The sequence below is a fragment of the Streptomyces sp. 3MP-14 genome (assembly GCF_006334905.2).
GTDB lineage: Bacteria > Actinomycetota > Actinomycetes > Streptomycetales > Streptomycetaceae > Streptomyces > Streptomyces triticirhizae.
On the sequence record NZ_VDLZ02000002.1, the window covers coordinates 370018 to 384400 of the forward strand.

Below are 14383 nucleotides of genomic sequence, written 5' to 3' on the forward strand. Positions count from 1 at the left end.
GCACCCCTCACTCACGCGGGCCGCGCGCCCGCGCCCCCGAGTGACCCGGTGATCCCTCCCGCACGCGGCGTGCGTCCGCCTCCCCACGAGGCGTTGACACCCCCGCGTGAACCCCCGGCACGTTCGCACCGCACCGACCCCGGTCCGTTCGTCGCCCGCCGCCCGCGCCGCCCCGAGCGTCGCGCGGCCCCCGCCACCCGGCCCCACGCCCGGGTGGCCGGCGTCCGCCCGTGGTCGGTCCCTCCCCGTCAACCCGCCCGGCGGCCACCGAGCCCCGCCGCGCCCCAGGTCACGCCGGAGAGCCCCATCCCGGCCGACCGGAAGTGGAAGGAACCCCATGCCCACCCCCTCCGCCATCACCCTCCGCGACCTCACGTTCGAATGGCCCGACGGCACCGTCGCGCTCGCCGGCGTCAACGGGACCTTCCCCACCGGCCGCACCGGCCTCATCGGCCGCAACGGCGCCGGAAAGTCGACCCTGCTCCGGCTGGTCGCCGGCCTCCTGCGCCCCACCGCAGGGCGGATCGACACCCTCGGCGAGGTCGGCTACCTGCCGCAGACCCTCACCCTCAGCCACGAGACGACGGTCGCCGCGCTCCTCGGGATCGACGCGACCATCGCCGCGCTCCGCGCCATCGAGTCCGGCGACGTGGCCGAGCGCCACTTCGAGGCCGTCGGCGACGACTGGGACATCGAGGCCCGCGCCGAGGAGGCCCTGGACCAGATCGGGTTCGGCGCCGCCGACCTCGACCGCCGCGTCACCGAGGTCTCCGGCGGGGAGGCCATGCTCATCGCCATCACCGGGCTGCGCGTCCGCCGCACCCCGATCACCCTCCTCGACGAGCCCACCAACAACCTCGACCGGCCCACCCGCGCCAGGCTCGCCGCGTTCGTCGACCAGTGGCCCGGCACGCTCGTCGTGGTCAGCCACGACCTCGAACTCCTGGAGCACATGGAGCACACCACCGAACTGCACGACGGCGCCCTCGACACCTTCGGCGGTCCCTACAGCGCCTGGCAGGAACACCGCGAGCAGGAACAGGCGGCGGCCGTCCAGGCCGCGCGCTCGGCCCAGCAGACCCTCAGGGTCGAGAAGCGGCAGCGCGTCGAGGCCGAGACCAAGCTGGCGCGCCGGGAGCGCACCGCCAGGAAGACCCAGAAGGACGGCGGCATCCCGAAGATCATCGCCGGCAACCGCGCCAGCAGGGCCCAGGGCTCGGCGGGCGCGCTGCGCACCACCCTCGACGAGAAGGTGCGGGCCGCCCAGGCCGCCGTGGACGCCGCCGACGCCCGCGTCCGCGAGGAGGAACACATCCGGCTCGTCCTCCCCGACCCCGAACTCCCGCGCGGCAGGCGGCTGGCCGAGCTGGTGGACCAGGACCGCACCGTGGTCGTCCAGGGCCCGGAGCGCGTCGCGCTCGTCGGCCCCAACGGCACCGGCAAGTCGACCCTGCTCGAACACCTGGTCAACGGCACGGCGCCGGTGCCCGACCGGCCCCACGGACGGCTGCTGACCGAACGCGTCGGCTACCTCCCGCAGCGCCTCGACGGCCTCGACGAGGACGCCAGCGCGATGGAGAACGTGCGGGCCGTCGCCCCCGACACGCCCCCGGGAACCGTCCGCAACCAGCTCGCTCGCCTCCTGCTGCGCGGCGCTGCCGCCGACCGCCCGGTGCGCACCCTCTCCGGCGGCGAACGGTTCCGCGTCTCCCTCGCCCGGCTCCTCCTCGCCCAACCGCCCGCCCACCTGCTGGTGTTGGACGAGCCGACCAACAACCTGGACATCGTCAGCGTCGAGCAACTGGTGGAGGCCCTCGACGCCTACCGGGGAGCGCTCCTCGTCGTCAGCCACGACGCCGGCTTCCTCGACCGGATCGGCGTGGACACCGTCATCGCCCTCGACCCCGACGGCCGAATGCGCCAACGCCGCGACCTGTCCGCCTGACCCGGCGCGCCCCGCCCCGCGAGCGGCGGGGCGCACCTGGCTGGCCACACCGGCGGTGGGCCTGTCGCGCGCCGGCGCGCGACAGGCCCACCGCCGGAGACTCACGGGCTCGCGTCAGACAAGGGCACCTCCCTTCGCGCCGTCCGACGCCGCGACCGCCCCTCGGGCAGGCGGAGGACAGCGTGCAGCGGGGTGCCCAACTCGGCCCAGTGGCGCAGCCGTTCCCGGTCCAGCCAGTGCACCTGGTGCCGATCGCCCCAGGCCTTGGCGTCCCGGGTGAGGTCCGCGTTGGTGACGACGACCGCCGTGTCGGCGCCGTGCACCGGACCCGCCGTGCCCTTCACCTGGTACATCACCGACGACCTGACCTTGTTCCCGACGCGTGTGTGCTTGGCCTGAAGCACGATCCGCCCGCGCCGCTCCTGGTCCGCGATCACATCCGCCGCCTGGTCCCCCTTTCGCCCGACGACCCGGGCCGCCCACCCGTCCCGGATCAACAGGTCGCGCAGCGCGAACTCGAAGGCTTTGTCGCCCATCGCGTCCAGGTCGTCGAGACGTATGCGTAACGTGGCCAGCGCCGCCGCCCGTTCCCGTTCCGCTCTGGCACCGCGCCAGGCGCGCCAGCCTCCGCAGAGCGAGCCGCCGAGAGCCGCTGCCAGCGACACCGGCCAGCTACGCACCAGCAACTCGGCCGCCGCTGCCGCCAGTTCGACGAGGGCCGTCAGGAGCGCGACCGCCACCAGCGCCGCCGCCAGCCACTCGCCGCCACCGCGCGGCCAGCGCGGGCGCGGACCCTTCATCGCCGGTCCGCCGACTCGCTCACCGAGGTCTCCGACGTTGCCGGCTCCTCTGCCCCGGCGTCACCGAATCCGAAGACCTGTCCCCACAGCCACACGCCAGCGATGAGCGCGGCGATCGTCCAGCCGCTGAGTCCCCTTTTCGTGTTTCCGCCACCTCGCGCCGTCGGCAGGCGCCGAATGTGTGACCTGACGCGGACGAATCCGTCCGGTACGTGCTTTCCCTGCGGCATCTGCCGTGCCCTCTCCTCCGACGGCGGCACCACCCGGCGCGGCGCCACCTCGGGATCCGGTCTAACAAGCGGCACTGACAGTTCCCGACCCACGGGCGCCGGTGGGCCGGCCGAGAAACCGCATATGGCCGGCGCCGGCGTGACAGTAGTGGCCGAGTTCCACGGAGATCACATACCGAGGAACGCCGCCGAGTTGCCAAAATGAAAGAAGTAGACCGGCTGCGACCATTCGTTCAAGGGAACTGCCGCACGCTTATCGAATGCCCAACGGTCGAGGAGCGGATCAGGACATCCTCGTCTGGCTGAACGGCGGCCGGCCCGGACGTCCGCGTGGCGGGTCGGTGCGCACGCTCCAGCGGCCGTCGGCGCGGCTGAGGCGCAGCGGGTGGTCGAAGCACTTGCTGACCTGGTCGCTGGTCAGGGTGGTCGCCACCGGCCCGCGCGCGAGAACGCGCCCCTCGCGCAGGAGCAGCGCGTGGCTGGTGCCCGGGGGAAGTTCCTCCAGGTGGTGGGTGACGAGCACGGTGGTGAGGGCGGGTTGGGTCAGTCGCAGGGTCTCCAGGCTGTCCAGGAGCTGTTCCCGGCCGGCCAGGTCAAGCCCCGTCGAGGGCTCGTCGAGGAGCAGCAGTCGAGGCCGGGGCATCAGCGCCCTGGCGATCAGGGTGCGCCCCCGCTGGCCCTGCGAGAGCGTCGGCCAACGGGCGTCGGCCCGACCGGCCATGCCCAGCGTCTCGATCAACCGGTCCGCCAGCGCCCGCTGTTCGGCGCTCGGCGCCCAACGGGGCAGCGGCTCCACGCTGTTGGTGAGCCCGGTCAGCACGACGTCGCGCACCCGCAGCGGGGAACGCAGCGGATGGCGCGGGTCGACATGGCCGACGGCGGCCCGCAGCTCCCGCAGGTCGACCCGGCCCAACGTCCGGCCGAGCACCCGCACCGTGCCCCTGGTCGGGTGCCCGCGCGCGCCGAGCAGCGCCAGCAGCGTGCTCTTTCCCGCACCTTTGGCGCCGAGCAGCGCCCAGTGCTCGCCCTCCCGGACGGTCAGCGACACCTCCGCGAGGATCGGCGTCCCGTCGCGGACGACCTCCACGTCGCTGGCGCTGATCACTTCGGGCCTCCGACTCATCGCACCGTTCTCACTCGTCTCGCCGTTCTCGCCGCTCCCCGGCACGAGGGTAGGCGACGGCGGTGCCGCCGGCCCGGCCGAGCCGCCGGCCCGGCCGAGCCGCCGGCCCGGCCGAGCCGCCGGCCCGGCCGAGCCGCCGGCCCGGCCGGTGCCCCGGAAGGGCGGCTGGCGGGCGGGGCGGCTCAGGCACGAGCCAACTCGGCCTGCCAGACGGGGCTTTCGTGGTAGTGGTTGTCGTACCGCTCCGAGCTGGCCCTGATCTCCTCGACGCCGGCCCGGCCCTGGTAGACGCGCTCCAGCAGCCGGTAGTAGTCGAACCGGTCCATGCCGGGCGTGAAGGCCACCAGCACGTCGGCCTCGGTGCCGGGGGCGGGCGCGAACGCGTGGGGCAGCCGGGGCGGGACGGTCACGAGGTCGCCCGCCCCCAGCGTGACGACCGACTCGCCGAGCAGCACCCGCAGCTTGCCGCCCAGCACGAAGAACAGCTCCGTCGCCCGGGTGTGGAAGTGCGCCGGAGCGCCGGGGGAGCCCCTGCGCAGGGTGGCGCGGTTGGCCGTCAACGCCCCCTTGGTCTGGGCGGAGTCGGCGAACAGGGTGATGAGGCTGGCGGCCCCGTCCCGCACCGTCTCGGCGGAGGCGGCACGCACGAGAACGGGGGCGGGGGCGGTCACTTGCTCGGTCATGGGGACGCTCCTTGCGGTGGCTGTGACATCGGGCTCGGGTTCCGAGGACGGGGAAAGGGCCGGCTGGTGCCGGCTCCTCGCCGCGCCCCCGTGACCACCACGCTAGGCGCGGGAAAGACCCCGGGTAGGGTGCAATCCCATGGCTGATTCCTGGGTCAATCCGGCCGAGCGCGGCGGCAGCGACATCCACCTCGACCTGCGGCTCGACCCGGCGACCGGCGGCGGCCGCCGGGCCGCGCTCGGGCGCGCGCTGCGGGAGGCCATCGAGGACGGGCGGCTGGCCCCCGACACCCGCCTCCCGCCGTACCGTTCGCTCGCCGCCGACCTCGGGCTGGCCCGCAACACCGTCGCCGAGACCTACGCCGAACTCGTCGCCGAGGGCTGGCTCGTCGCCCGCCAGGGGGCGGGCACCTGGGTGGCGCCCCGCGCCCGGCCGGCCGCCACCCCGCACGGCCGCTCGGCGCCCGCGCCGACCCGCCCCGCGCTCCCGGCGCACAACCTGCGGCAGGGACTGCCGGACGCCGGCTCGTTCCCCCGCACCGTCTGGCTGGCCGCCGCGCGGCGGGCGGTGAACGCGGCGCCCAGCGAGGCGTTCGGCCCCGGCGACCCGCGCGGCCGGCCCGAGCTGCGCGAGGCCCTCGCCCGCTACCTGGCGCGCGCCCGGGGCGTGCGCGCCGGCGCGGAATCGATCGTCGTGTGCTCGGGCGTCGCGCACGCCCTGCGGCTGCTCTTCGGCCGGAAGGTGCTGGGCGGGAAGGTGCTGGGCGGTCCGTTGGCCGTCGAGTCCTACGGGCTGCCGTTCCACCGTTCGATCCTGGCGACGGCGCGGGTGCGGACCGTTCCGCTGACCGTGGACGAACACGGCGCGCACACCGGCGAGTTGACTGACCTCCCGGGGATCAGGGCGGCGCTGCTCACGCCAGCGCACCAGTTCCCCACCGGGGGAACGCTCCACCCGGAGCGGCGGGCGGCCGCCGTGGACTGGGCGCGCCGGTCGGGCGGCGTGCTCCTGGAGGACGACTACGACGGGGAGTTCCGCTACGACCGCGACCCGGTCGGCGCCGTCCAGGGGCTCGACCCGCAGCGGGTGGTGTACCTGGGCTCGGTCAGTAAGAGCCTCTCGCCCGCGCTGCGGCTCGGCTGGATGGTGCTGCCCGACCACCTGATCGAGCCGGTGCTGTGCGCCAAGGGCGAGCGGGAGGCGTGGTCCAGCGTGACGGACCAGCTGACGCTCGCCGACCTCCTGGCCTCAGGACAGTACGACCGGCACGTCCGCAGGGCCAGGCAGCGGTACCGGGGCCGCCGGGACCGCCTCGTCGGGCTCCTCGCCCGCCGGGTGCCGCACGTCACGCCCACCGGCATCGCCGCCGGCCTGCACGTGGTCCTCAACCTGCCGCCGGGGACGGAGCGTTCGACGGTCACGACCGCCACGGCCACGCGCGTCTCCGTCGACGGCCTCGCCGCGTTCCGCCACCCCGACGCGACCGACCCGCCCCGCGACGGTCTGGTCGTCGGCTACGCCGCACCCCCCGACCACGCCTACGGCGCGGCGCTCGAAGCCCTCTGCCACACCCTGCCCCCGCAGGGTTAGCCACCGGGGCGCCCCGGGCGCCGGTCGATCAAGGAGTCGCCCGCGCTCCTTCGGGAAGGAGCCGCCCGCCCCTTCGGGACCGCCCGGGGTCAGTCGTCGACCTCGACCCCGTAGCGCCGGGCGAGGTCGGCGAGGCCGTGGTCGTAGCCCTGGCCCACGGCGCGCAGCCGCCACCTCGGGCCACGGCGGTAGACCTCGGCGAGCACCAGCGTCCGCTCACTGGTGGCGGCGTCCAACGTGGCCTGGACGAGTGGCGGCGCCGAGGGGCCGGGCGCCGCGCTGATCTGGATGGCGCCGACCTCGCCGAACGTGGCCGCGCCGTCGATCGCGGCGGCCACGACCACCCGGTGGGCCGAGGGCGGCAGGGTGGCCGGTGTGACCTCGACGGTCTGCTCGGTCGGCCCGTCGCCGAGCAGCCGCACCGTGGAACCCGGGTTCTCGGGGGCGCCGTAGAAGACGAAGTCCTCGTCGAACGCGACCTGTTCGTCCTGGTCGAGCACGAAGGCCACGACATCGATCTCGCAGGTCGTGCGCTGTTCCCAGGAGGCGGTGACCGCCCAACGGGTCGGCGGCGCCCCGCCGTTCTCGGCCGGCAGGTCGACGACGCCGCCGCGCGGCAGCACCAGCGCCGCCCCGCGCGGCTCGGCCGTGCCCGGCGCCGGCCGGCCGGCGGGTGACGCCGTCAGCCAGGCCGCGTCGTGCGTGGGCAGGCCGAGGTCGGCGATCCGGCGCATCCGCCGATCCGCATCGCCGCCGGCGAGCAGGACCACGTCGGTGACGCCGGCCGACAGGTTGACGGCAGCGGCGGCGCCCCGCTCCACGACGCGGGCCCGGGCGGCCACCGCCGCGTCGTGCGGGCCGCCGAGGACGAGCACGCGCCGCCCCGCGAGGTCCGCTTCGGCGTCTGAGACCGCGTCTGAGACCGCATCCGCCGGGCCCCCCGGGCCCGTGGCACCGGGCGGTGCGGCGGCCCGAGTCGTCCGTGCGGCGGCGGCCGCGCCGAGCAAGGTCGCCGGGGCCTCCGCCGCGTGCGGGACGCCAGGCCGCACCGCGTCCAGCAGACCAAGAAACGTGGCCTCGTCGACGATCGGAACGCCCTCGGCCCGGGCTCGCCTGGCCTTCGCCGAGGCGGACGAGGCGTCGTTGGTCACCAGCAGGCTGGTGCGCCGGCTGACGGACCCCATCACGTTGAGCCCGGCGGCGACCGCCCGTTCGACCAGCTCCGCCCTGGATGCCACGGTCGGCCCGGTGACGGCGATCTTCATGCCCTGCACGAGCGGCCCGCCCGGAGTCCAGGGACCGGGATTGCGGTACGCGCAGGTCGACTTGGGCGGCTTCGGCGCGAACCGTGGGTCCTGGCGCGGCGGGCAGGCCACCAGCGGCAGCGGAACGTCCAGCCTCGCCGCCTCCCGCAGCGTCGCGCGGAAGACCCCGCCCAGCACCCGGGCGTCGTCCAGCGCGTCGTGCGGCCGCGCCTGAGGGACGCCGTAGTGTGCGGCGAGCGAGCCGAGCGTCAGGTCCCCGGTCGGCGGCTCGATGCGGCGGTTCAGCGCCAGTGTGCACAGCCGTCGCGTCACCGGGAGCGACATCCGGGCGCGGGCGAACTCGTGCGCGAGGAAGTCGTAGTCGAACTGGGCGTTGTGCGCGACGAACACCCGGCCCCGCAGCAGGGCCCCGATCCGGTCCGCGATCCGGTCGAACGTCGGCGCGCCCCGCAGCCGCTCGGCGGTCAGCCCGTGGATGTGCGTCGGGCCCGGATCACAGCCGGGGTTCAGCAGCGTCGCGAACTCCCCGGTCGGCTCGCCGTCGGGACCCAGAGTCACCACCGCCACCGACAACACCCGGTCACGGCGCGGCACCAGGCCCGAGGTCTCCACGTCCACCAGCGCCCAGTCCGGGGCGTGCGCGGGTGGGTCGGACGGATCGGACAGGCCCAGGGCGGGCGACATGAGAGACATGGCGATCAGAATGCGGGGGGATCACCCCGCATCAAGCCGAACGCCCATTCCTCCCGATACGCGCCGCCGCCCCCGAAGGCCGCCAACCGGACGCGGGCCGCGCCCAGTTGGAACGGAACGTGGGAACGGAACGCACGCGGCGTCAGGGGCGCAGCTCGGCCAGGTCATCGGCGTCGAGGTCGAGGTCGCCGGCCGCCACGTTCTCCTCCAGGTGGTCGACGGAGCCGGTGCCGGGGATCGCCAGCACCGAGGGCGACAGCGCCAGCAGCGAGGCGATCTGCACCTGCGAGGCGGTGACCCCCCGGCGCGCCGCGACCCGGTCGAGCCGTGCCACGTCGAGCGCGTTGCCGCCGCCGCCCAGCAGGAAGTACGGCACGAACGCGATCCCCGCCGCCTCGCACTCGGCGAGCAGCGCCATGTCCTCGGTGTGCGCGTTCTGCACGGCGGCGACCGGTGCGATCGCCCGGGCCTCCGCCAGTTGGGCGGCGTCGACGTTGCTGATGCCCAGGTGCCGGATCAGCCCCTCCGCCCGCAGCTCGGCCAGCACCGCGAACCGTTCCCCGATCGACTCGCCGCCGGGACCGCTCATCCCGCCCACCCGCAGGTAGACCAGCGGGAACTGGTCGAGCCCGAGGGTGCGCAGGTCCGTGGTGACCAGGCCGCGCAACTGGTCCGGCCTGGCCTGCCCGCTCGGCACGCCGTTGTCGGCGAGCAGCGGCCCGACCTTGGTCGCGATCACCAGGTCGTCCGGGTAGGGGGCGAGCGCCGTGCGGATCAGCTCGTTCGCCCACACCCCGCCCCTGCCGTAGAAGCCGGCCGTGTCGATGTGGTTCACGCCCAGCTCCACGGCGCGCCGGAGCACCGCGATGCCGGCCTCGGGATCGCGCGGCGGACCGTCGAACGTGGACATCGCCAGCCGCATCGCGCCGAAGCCGAGCCGGTTGATGGTCAGGTCTCCACCGAGGGAGAAGATCTTGGTCGTCATGGGCCCATGGTGTCCCCGGCCGAGGGGGCGGGCGAGTCCGTGGCAGCCTGCTGCCAGACTGGTGGGGTGCGGAAGGAACAGGTGTTCTCAGTGCGGGGCGACGCGGAGCTGATCGAGCGCGCCGGTCATCTCTTCGAGTCCGCCGACCGCGAGTTCGTGTGCGCGGCGCGTGACCTCACCACCTGGTCGCGGCCCCGGGCCAGGGCCGGGATGATGCGCCGGATGCGGGCCGGCGCCGACCCGAGGTTCACCGCGCGCAAGCTGCTCAGCCCGGCGTCGCTCGCCGACGAGGAGACCCGCGCCCACCTGCGACTGATCCGCGGGCGCGGCACCGTCGTCCGGATCAGCCAGGCGCCGCTGCCCCAGGAGACCATCGTCATCGACCGCCGGGTGATGATCCTCGCCGGGCCCGCGAGCCCGGCGGGCCGCGAGTACACCGTGACGACGTCACCGGTCCTCGTGGACGGCGTCCACGCCCTGTTCTCCGCGCTCTGGGACACCGCGCGCGACCTGGACAGCTACCTTGGCGACGACGTTCCCCACCTCGACGCCGCCGGCCGCCAGGTCCTGGACGCGCTCGCCTCCGGCCTCACCGACGCGGCCGCCGCGCGGCGGCTCGGCGTCTCGCTGCGCACCTACCGCCGGCGGGTGGCCGAGCTGATGGCCGCGCTCGACGCGGACTCCCGCTTCCAGGCCGGACTCCGCGCCGGCTCCTGGGGCCTCTCCCGCTGAACGAACGCCTCGGCCCGGCCCCACGGCCCGGGGTCCGTCAGGGCGCCTCGCCGACATCGGCGCGTCCTCTCCGACGAGGTTCGGGACGAGGTTCGGGACGAGGTGCGGACGGGATGGAGGGCGGAAACGCCCAGAAGAGAAACGTCCGAAACAAAATGTTTCCGCAACCCGGATGTAACCACGGTGCATGAGAGGGGCAACCCCAACAACAGGGAAACAAAAGGGAACTACACGCGGGCGCCGGGCGGGGCGACGGCGGTCGACTCGCGCGGCACGAGGTCGCACTCGACGGTCGTGACCCCGGGGCGGGGCGCGACGCCCCGCAGGGTCGCCTCGATCATCCGGTCCGCCGCCACCGCGCCGACGTCCGGGAGGTTCAGGTCGACACTCGACAGCCGGGGACGGCTGGCCTCCACCATCACCGCCCAGTTGTCGAACCCCATGACGCCGATGTCGTCGGGGACCGAGACGCCCAGCGTCCCGAGCGCGCTGGTGACGCCCCGGGCGATCACGTCGTTCCCGCACACCAGCCCGTCGAGGCGCACGCCGCCGTGCACCAGCCGCATCGCGGCCTGCCGGCCCCACTCCTCGCTCCAGGGGCCGTGCAGCGGGTCGACGGCCAGGGCGAGCCCGTGCTCGGCGAGCACCTCCCGCGCGGCGGCGACCTTGACCCGGGCGGCCTCCTCGCGCCGTGGCCCCAGCACGCAGGCGATGTGCCGCCGGCCGGTCGCGACCAGGTGCCGGACGGCGGCCTCGGCGCCGCCCCGGTCGTCCGGCACTACGGAGACGTCGCGCGGATCGGTCGAGGCGCTCGTCGTGTAGACCACGGGCACGCCGACGGCTCCGCGCAGCGGCGGCCGCGTCAGCCGCTCGCCGCCGCTGCCCGCCACGAGGATGCCGTTGACCCGGCGTCGGAGCAGCGACTCCGCGAAGTGCTGCTCGCGGATGGGATCGCCTCGGCCGTCGCAGAGCAGGAAGGCGATGTCGTGCTCGGCGAACCGCTCCATGGCGCCGAGCAGCAGCGGCGACGTGCGCCGCATCCCGAAGGGCTCCTGGGCCACCAGGCCGACCGTCAGGTCCCGCGCGGGCGTCGGCTCGAGGGGCGTGCGGGCGGTCCTGAGGCCCAGCTCCCTCGCGGCCCTGAGCACGCGCTCCCGCGTGTCGGGGTGGACGGCCCCCCGGCCCGACAGCGCCTTCGACACCGTGCCGGGCGAGACCCCGACCAGCGCGGCCACATCACGAGCCGTGACACGCTTTCCGTTCGCCATGGGGGATCCCTACGCCAGGTTTCCGGAAGTTTCCCCAACGCGTTCCCAACGGGACACCGTGCCCACGACCTGAGCCGCGTCCCGGAGCCCGGACCCGGGCCGTGCCCCGAGCCGCGGCCCGGAAGCCGGCCGTCGTCGGCTGGCAGGGGCGTTCTCAGCTGCTCGCGCTGTCGTAACGGGCCAGGCCCCGCCGCCACACCAGCGCGGTGACGGAGGCCGTCGCGACGAGGACGACGGGTGCGAGCACGAGCGAGGCGTCCGGATCGAGCAGTTGCCGCGCCGGATAGGAGCCGCTCAGCGCGGCCGGGGCCAGCGACACCAGCACGATCTGGAACGTTCGCGGGAAGAACTGCCGCGGGTACTGGCCGGCGCCGCGCCAGGCGGCGGCCAGCTCGTTCACCGGCTCGATGGAGCGTGCCCAGAAGGCGAGAAACGCCAGATCGGCCCAGAAGGCGCAGTAGGCGACGGTCCCGACGAACGCCCACACGACCATGCTCACCACCGCCAGGGGAGCGATGGCGAGGTCGCCGGTCCCGAGAGCCACCGCCAGGATCGCGATCCCGCTCAGGCACCTGCCCAGCTCGGTCGGTTGAATCCACCGCAGCACGGCGTAGAAGAACGTCGGCACGGGCCTGACGATCGCGAGGTCCAACTCGCCCTGGCGAACGGCGAAATCGAACCTCCGCAGGCCGGGGGAGACGAAGCAGTCCATCAGCCCCGTGGTGACGGCGAACACGCCGACCGCGAGAACGGACGCCTGCGAGATCTCCGGGTCCGCCCCCGTGTAACGGGTCAGGACCAACACCGGGACGACGCCGACGAGCAGTTCCCCCACGCTCGCGGCCAGGTGAATCCACGCCTGCGAACGGAACTGGAAATCCCGCATCAGTGCCTGGCGCACCAGCTTTCGCCACACCCGGAAGGTCACCAGCGCGGTTCGTGTCTTCATGCGCCCGCCCCGTGGTAGAGGCGGAGCCCGCGCCGCCAGACGAGGCGGGCGGTCGCGAGGAGGAGAAGGGCCCAACCCACCTGGACGACCAGGCTCGTCCCCAGTTCCGCGCCGCTCGGCTCCAACAGCGTGTCGATGGGAAACGCGACGATGTATCCGAAGGGCAGGACATCGAGGAACGGCCCCCACGCCGACGGCATGACCGCCAGCGGAACCAGCGCGCCCGACAGGAGAAGCGTGATCAGCTGCCGGAAGCGGTCCACGGCGCTGATGTCCTGCCACCAGAAGGCAAGCGAGCCGACGACGATGTCGAGGCAGAACGTCATCGTGGCACCCAGGGCGAGGGCCCAGGCGAAGAGCAGCCAACGTCGAGGCTGCGTCGGCAGGTTGATGTCACCGAGGAAGGCCACCGCCAGAACGGCGACGAGCGGCAGCAGCGTGGCGAGCTTCGCGATCTTCTCGGCGACGTTGTTGGCGGCGGCGGCCAGATGGGTGGAGCAGGGCCGGACGAGCCAGGTGTTCAGGCGTCCCAGGCGGATGCTCTCGGCGAGGAACCTGGTGGTCCAGCTCGACGTGAGCATGGTGACGAGGCTGACCAGGACCAGATAGGTCGTCAGATACTCCCGCGTGACCGGCGGGTCGGCTCCGTGGGAGATCGCACCGCGCCACACCAGGAGGGAGATGAGCGGGATGACGACAACGCTCGCCTGCATCGCCAGCAGCCACCAGCGGTACTGGGCGATCGTCTGGAATTCCTGACGCAACACCGCGACGAACACGGCGGCGTTGCGTCGCGGGACGTGGTGCGTCACGGGCGGCGTCCGCTCTCGCTGAACACCTTCGACATGACCTCGTCGAGCCCGGGCTCGACGATCCCGACGTCGGCGAGGTCGCCCCAGCCCGTGGCGGCCTGGACGAGCGTCGCCACCGGCTGATCGCCCAGGCGCAGCCGCACGCTGTGCGCTCCGCTCTCGACGGACGCCCGCAGGATCTCGGGCGGGAGCCGGGGTGTGTCCCGGTACGTGAACACCACCGTCCGCGCGATGCCGGCCCGCGCGCGCAGCTCGCCGATGTCCCCGTCGAAGGCCGCCCCACCGTCCGTGACGATGACGACGCGGTCGCAGAGCGCCTCCACGTCACTCATGTCGTGACTGGTCAGGACGATGGTGGTGCCGAACGTCCGGTTGATCTCCCGGAAGAGGGCGCGCACGACCACCTTGGCCTCGACGTCGAGGCCGATCGTGGGCTCGTCGGCGAAGAGGAGCGACGGCCGGTGCAGCAGGGCCAGGGCGAGTTCGCAGCGCATCCGCTGCCCGAGGGAGAGGTTGCGGACCGGAACGTCCAGGATGCCGCCGATGTCGAGGAGTTCGCCGAGCCGCGCGACGACCTCGGAGAAGTCGTCGTCCGGGATCTCGTACATGCTCTTGTGGATCCTGAACGACTCCCGGGTGGACACGTCCCACCAGAGCATCGACTTCTGACCGAAGATGACCGAGATCTGCGACAGGAACGGGTACGAGCGACGTGCCGGGGTCTCCCCGCAGACGCTCAGGCCGCCCGTGGTGGGCACCAGCAGACCGCACAGCATCTTGACGGTGGTGGTCTTCCCGGCGCCGTTCGGCCCCAGGAGGCCGACGATCTCCCCGCGCCGCACGTCCAGGTTCAGGTCCCGGACGGCCTGAACGGTCGTGAGTTCGCGGCGGAGGAGGCTCCGGAGGGCACCCAGCAGGTTCGCTGGCTGCTCGTAGAAGTCGTATGACTTGCCCAGGCCCCGGGTCGTGATGATCGGATCGGGCTTCGCTGCGCGTGCGTGCACGACGGACTCCCCGTCGACCACGCAGGGCGGGGTCGACCGACGTCGTGTGGAAAGCTCCAGCCCTGAGGAGCCTGCACGATCCTAGGGGAGGCGTTCCGAGAGCGGCAACCGCCCCACCACCGGGCCACTTTCCCGCCCACGACCGTCGCCCGCCGCAGGTGGAGCGCGCCAACGCCCGGGCCCTGCGGCGCCGTTCCCGACAGCTCTCCGGGTCCTCGGCGCACGGACGGGGAGCCCCGACGGGTGCCGTCGGCCAGCGTGCCCCGCCGGGGCCATCCGAACCCGTGAGGGTGCGGATTCCGG

12 protein-coding genes are annotated in these 14383 nt (G+C 73.9%); 3 read left to right on the plus strand and 9 right to left on the minus strand.

The features are described 5' to 3' along the window. Positions 1–337: 337 nt before the first annotated feature. Positions 338–1945, plus strand: a complete 1608-nt coding sequence (locus FH609_RS03950; RefSeq protein ID WP_139670431.1) for an ABC-F family ATP-binding cassette domain-containing protein — start codon at positions 338–340, stop codon at positions 1943–1945. A 101-nt stretch (positions 1946–2046) separates the two neighbouring features. Here FH609_RS03950 and FH609_RS03955 read toward each other — a convergent pair whose 3' ends face one another. The 3 genes from FH609_RS03955 to FH609_RS03970 form a co-directional block, all read right to left on the minus strand. Continuing rightward, positions 2047–2745 (minus strand): restriction endonuclease, encoded by a 699-nt coding sequence (locus tag FH609_RS03955; RefSeq protein ID WP_139670433.1) that lies wholly within the window; start codon positions 2743–2745, stop codon positions 2047–2049. A gap of 513 nt (positions 2746–3258) precedes the next feature. After that, a complete protein-coding gene (locus FH609_RS03965; RefSeq protein WP_139670435.1) occupies positions 3259–4098 on the minus strand; it encodes an ABC transporter ATP-binding protein in 840 nt (279 codons plus the stop codon). A 182-nt stretch (positions 4099–4280) separates the two neighbouring features. Further along, the gene (locus tag FH609_RS03970) at positions 4281–4781 is read right to left on the minus strand and encodes a cupin domain-containing protein (protein WP_139670437.1); all 501 of its coding nucleotides are present in this window, start codon (positions 4779–4781) and stop codon (positions 4281–4283) included. Between the two features lie 139 nt (positions 4782–4920). On the opposite strand from FH609_RS03970, the gene FH609_RS03975 reads away from it, so the two are divergent. Then, positions 4921–6372 (plus strand): PLP-dependent aminotransferase family protein, encoded by a 1452-nt coding sequence (locus tag FH609_RS03975; protein ID WP_139670446.1) that lies wholly within the window; start codon positions 4921–4923, stop codon positions 6370–6372. A gap of 89 nt (positions 6373–6461) precedes the next feature. On the opposite strand, the gene FH609_RS03980 is transcribed toward FH609_RS03975, so the two are convergent. Both FH609_RS03980 and FH609_RS03985 read right to left on the minus strand, forming a co-directional pair. Continuing rightward, on the minus strand, positions 6462–8330 hold the full coding sequence (locus FH609_RS03980; protein ID WP_139670448.1) for a TerD family protein: 1869 nt from the start codon (positions 8328–8330) through the stop codon (positions 6462–6464). A 142-nt stretch (positions 8331–8472) separates the two neighbouring features. Continuing rightward, positions 8473–9315 (minus strand): aldo/keto reductase, encoded by an 843-nt coding sequence (locus FH609_RS03985; RefSeq protein WP_139670450.1) that lies wholly within the window; start codon positions 9313–9315, stop codon positions 8473–8475. A 6-nt stretch (positions 9316–9321) separates the two neighbouring features. On the opposite strand from FH609_RS03985, the gene FH609_RS03990 reads away from it, so the two are divergent. Continuing rightward, positions 9322–10047: a DNA-binding response regulator gene (locus tag FH609_RS03990; RefSeq protein ID WP_405379053.1), complete on the plus strand. Its 726-nt coding sequence runs from the start codon at positions 9322–9324 to the stop codon at positions 10045–10047. Between the two features lie 227 nt (positions 10048–10274). Here FH609_RS03990 and FH609_RS03995 read toward each other — a convergent pair whose 3' ends face one another. The 4 genes from FH609_RS03995 to FH609_RS04010 form a co-directional block, all read right to left on the minus strand. Beyond that, the gene (locus FH609_RS03995; protein ID WP_139670454.1) at positions 10275–11315 is read right to left on the minus strand and encodes a LacI family DNA-binding transcriptional regulator; all 1041 of its coding nucleotides are present in this window, start codon (positions 11313–11315) and stop codon (positions 10275–10277) included. 154 nt (positions 11316–11469) lie between these two features. Further along, positions 11470–12264 (minus strand): ABC transporter permease, encoded by a 795-nt coding sequence (locus tag FH609_RS04000; RefSeq protein WP_139670456.1) that lies wholly within the window; start codon positions 12262–12264, stop codon positions 11470–11472. Next, positions 12261–13076: an ABC transporter permease gene (locus tag FH609_RS04005; RefSeq protein ID WP_139670458.1), complete on the minus strand. Its 816-nt coding sequence runs from the start codon at positions 13074–13076 to the stop codon at positions 12261–12263. Before FH609_RS04005 ends, FH609_RS04000 begins: the two co-directional genes overlap by 4 nt. After that, positions 13073–14080: an ATP-binding cassette domain-containing protein gene (locus FH609_RS04010; protein WP_226961384.1), complete on the minus strand. Its 1008-nt coding sequence runs from the start codon at positions 14078–14080 to the stop codon at positions 13073–13075. The genes FH609_RS04005 and FH609_RS04010 overlap by 4 nt, the downstream gene beginning before the upstream one ends. Positions 14081–14383: the final 303 nt, after the last annotated feature.

Excerpts from the sequence above, each read along its gene's own strand:
- FH609_RS03950 (WP_139670431.1), top strand. The coding sequence starts at position 338 with ATGCCCACCCCCTCCGCCATCACCCTCCGCGACCTCACGTTCGAATGG.
- FH609_RS03955 (WP_139670433.1), bottom strand. The coding sequence starts at position 2,745 with ATGAAGGGTCCGCGCCCGCGCTGGCCGCGCGGTGGCGGCGAGTGGCTG.
- FH609_RS03965 (WP_139670435.1), bottom strand. The coding sequence starts at position 4,098 with ATGAGTCGGAGGCCCGAAGTGATCAGCGCCAGCGACGTGGAGGTCGTC.
- FH609_RS03970 (WP_139670437.1), bottom strand. The coding sequence starts at position 4,781 with ATGACCGAGCAAGTGACCGCCCCCGCCCCCGTTCTCGTGCGTGCCGCC.
- FH609_RS03975 (WP_139670446.1), top strand. The coding sequence starts at position 4,921 with ATGGCTGATTCCTGGGTCAATCCGGCCGAGCGCGGCGGCAGCGACATC.
- FH609_RS03980 (WP_139670448.1), bottom strand. The coding sequence starts at position 8,330 with ATGTCTCTCATGTCGCCCGCCCTGGGCCTGTCCGATCCGTCCGACCCA.
- FH609_RS03985 (WP_139670450.1), bottom strand. The coding sequence starts at position 9,315 with ATGACGACCAAGATCTTCTCCCTCGGTGGAGACCTGACCATCAACCGG.
- FH609_RS03990 (WP_405379053.1), top strand. The coding sequence starts at position 9,322 with ATGGTGTCCCCGGCCGAGGGGGCGGGCGAGTCCGTGGCAGCCTGCTGC.
- FH609_RS03995 (WP_139670454.1), bottom strand. The coding sequence starts at position 11,315 with ATGGCGAACGGAAAGCGTGTCACGGCTCGTGATGTGGCCGCGCTGGTC.
- FH609_RS04000 (WP_139670456.1), bottom strand. The coding sequence starts at position 12,264 with ATGAAGACACGAACCGCGCTGGTGACCTTCCGGGTGTGGCGAAAGCTG.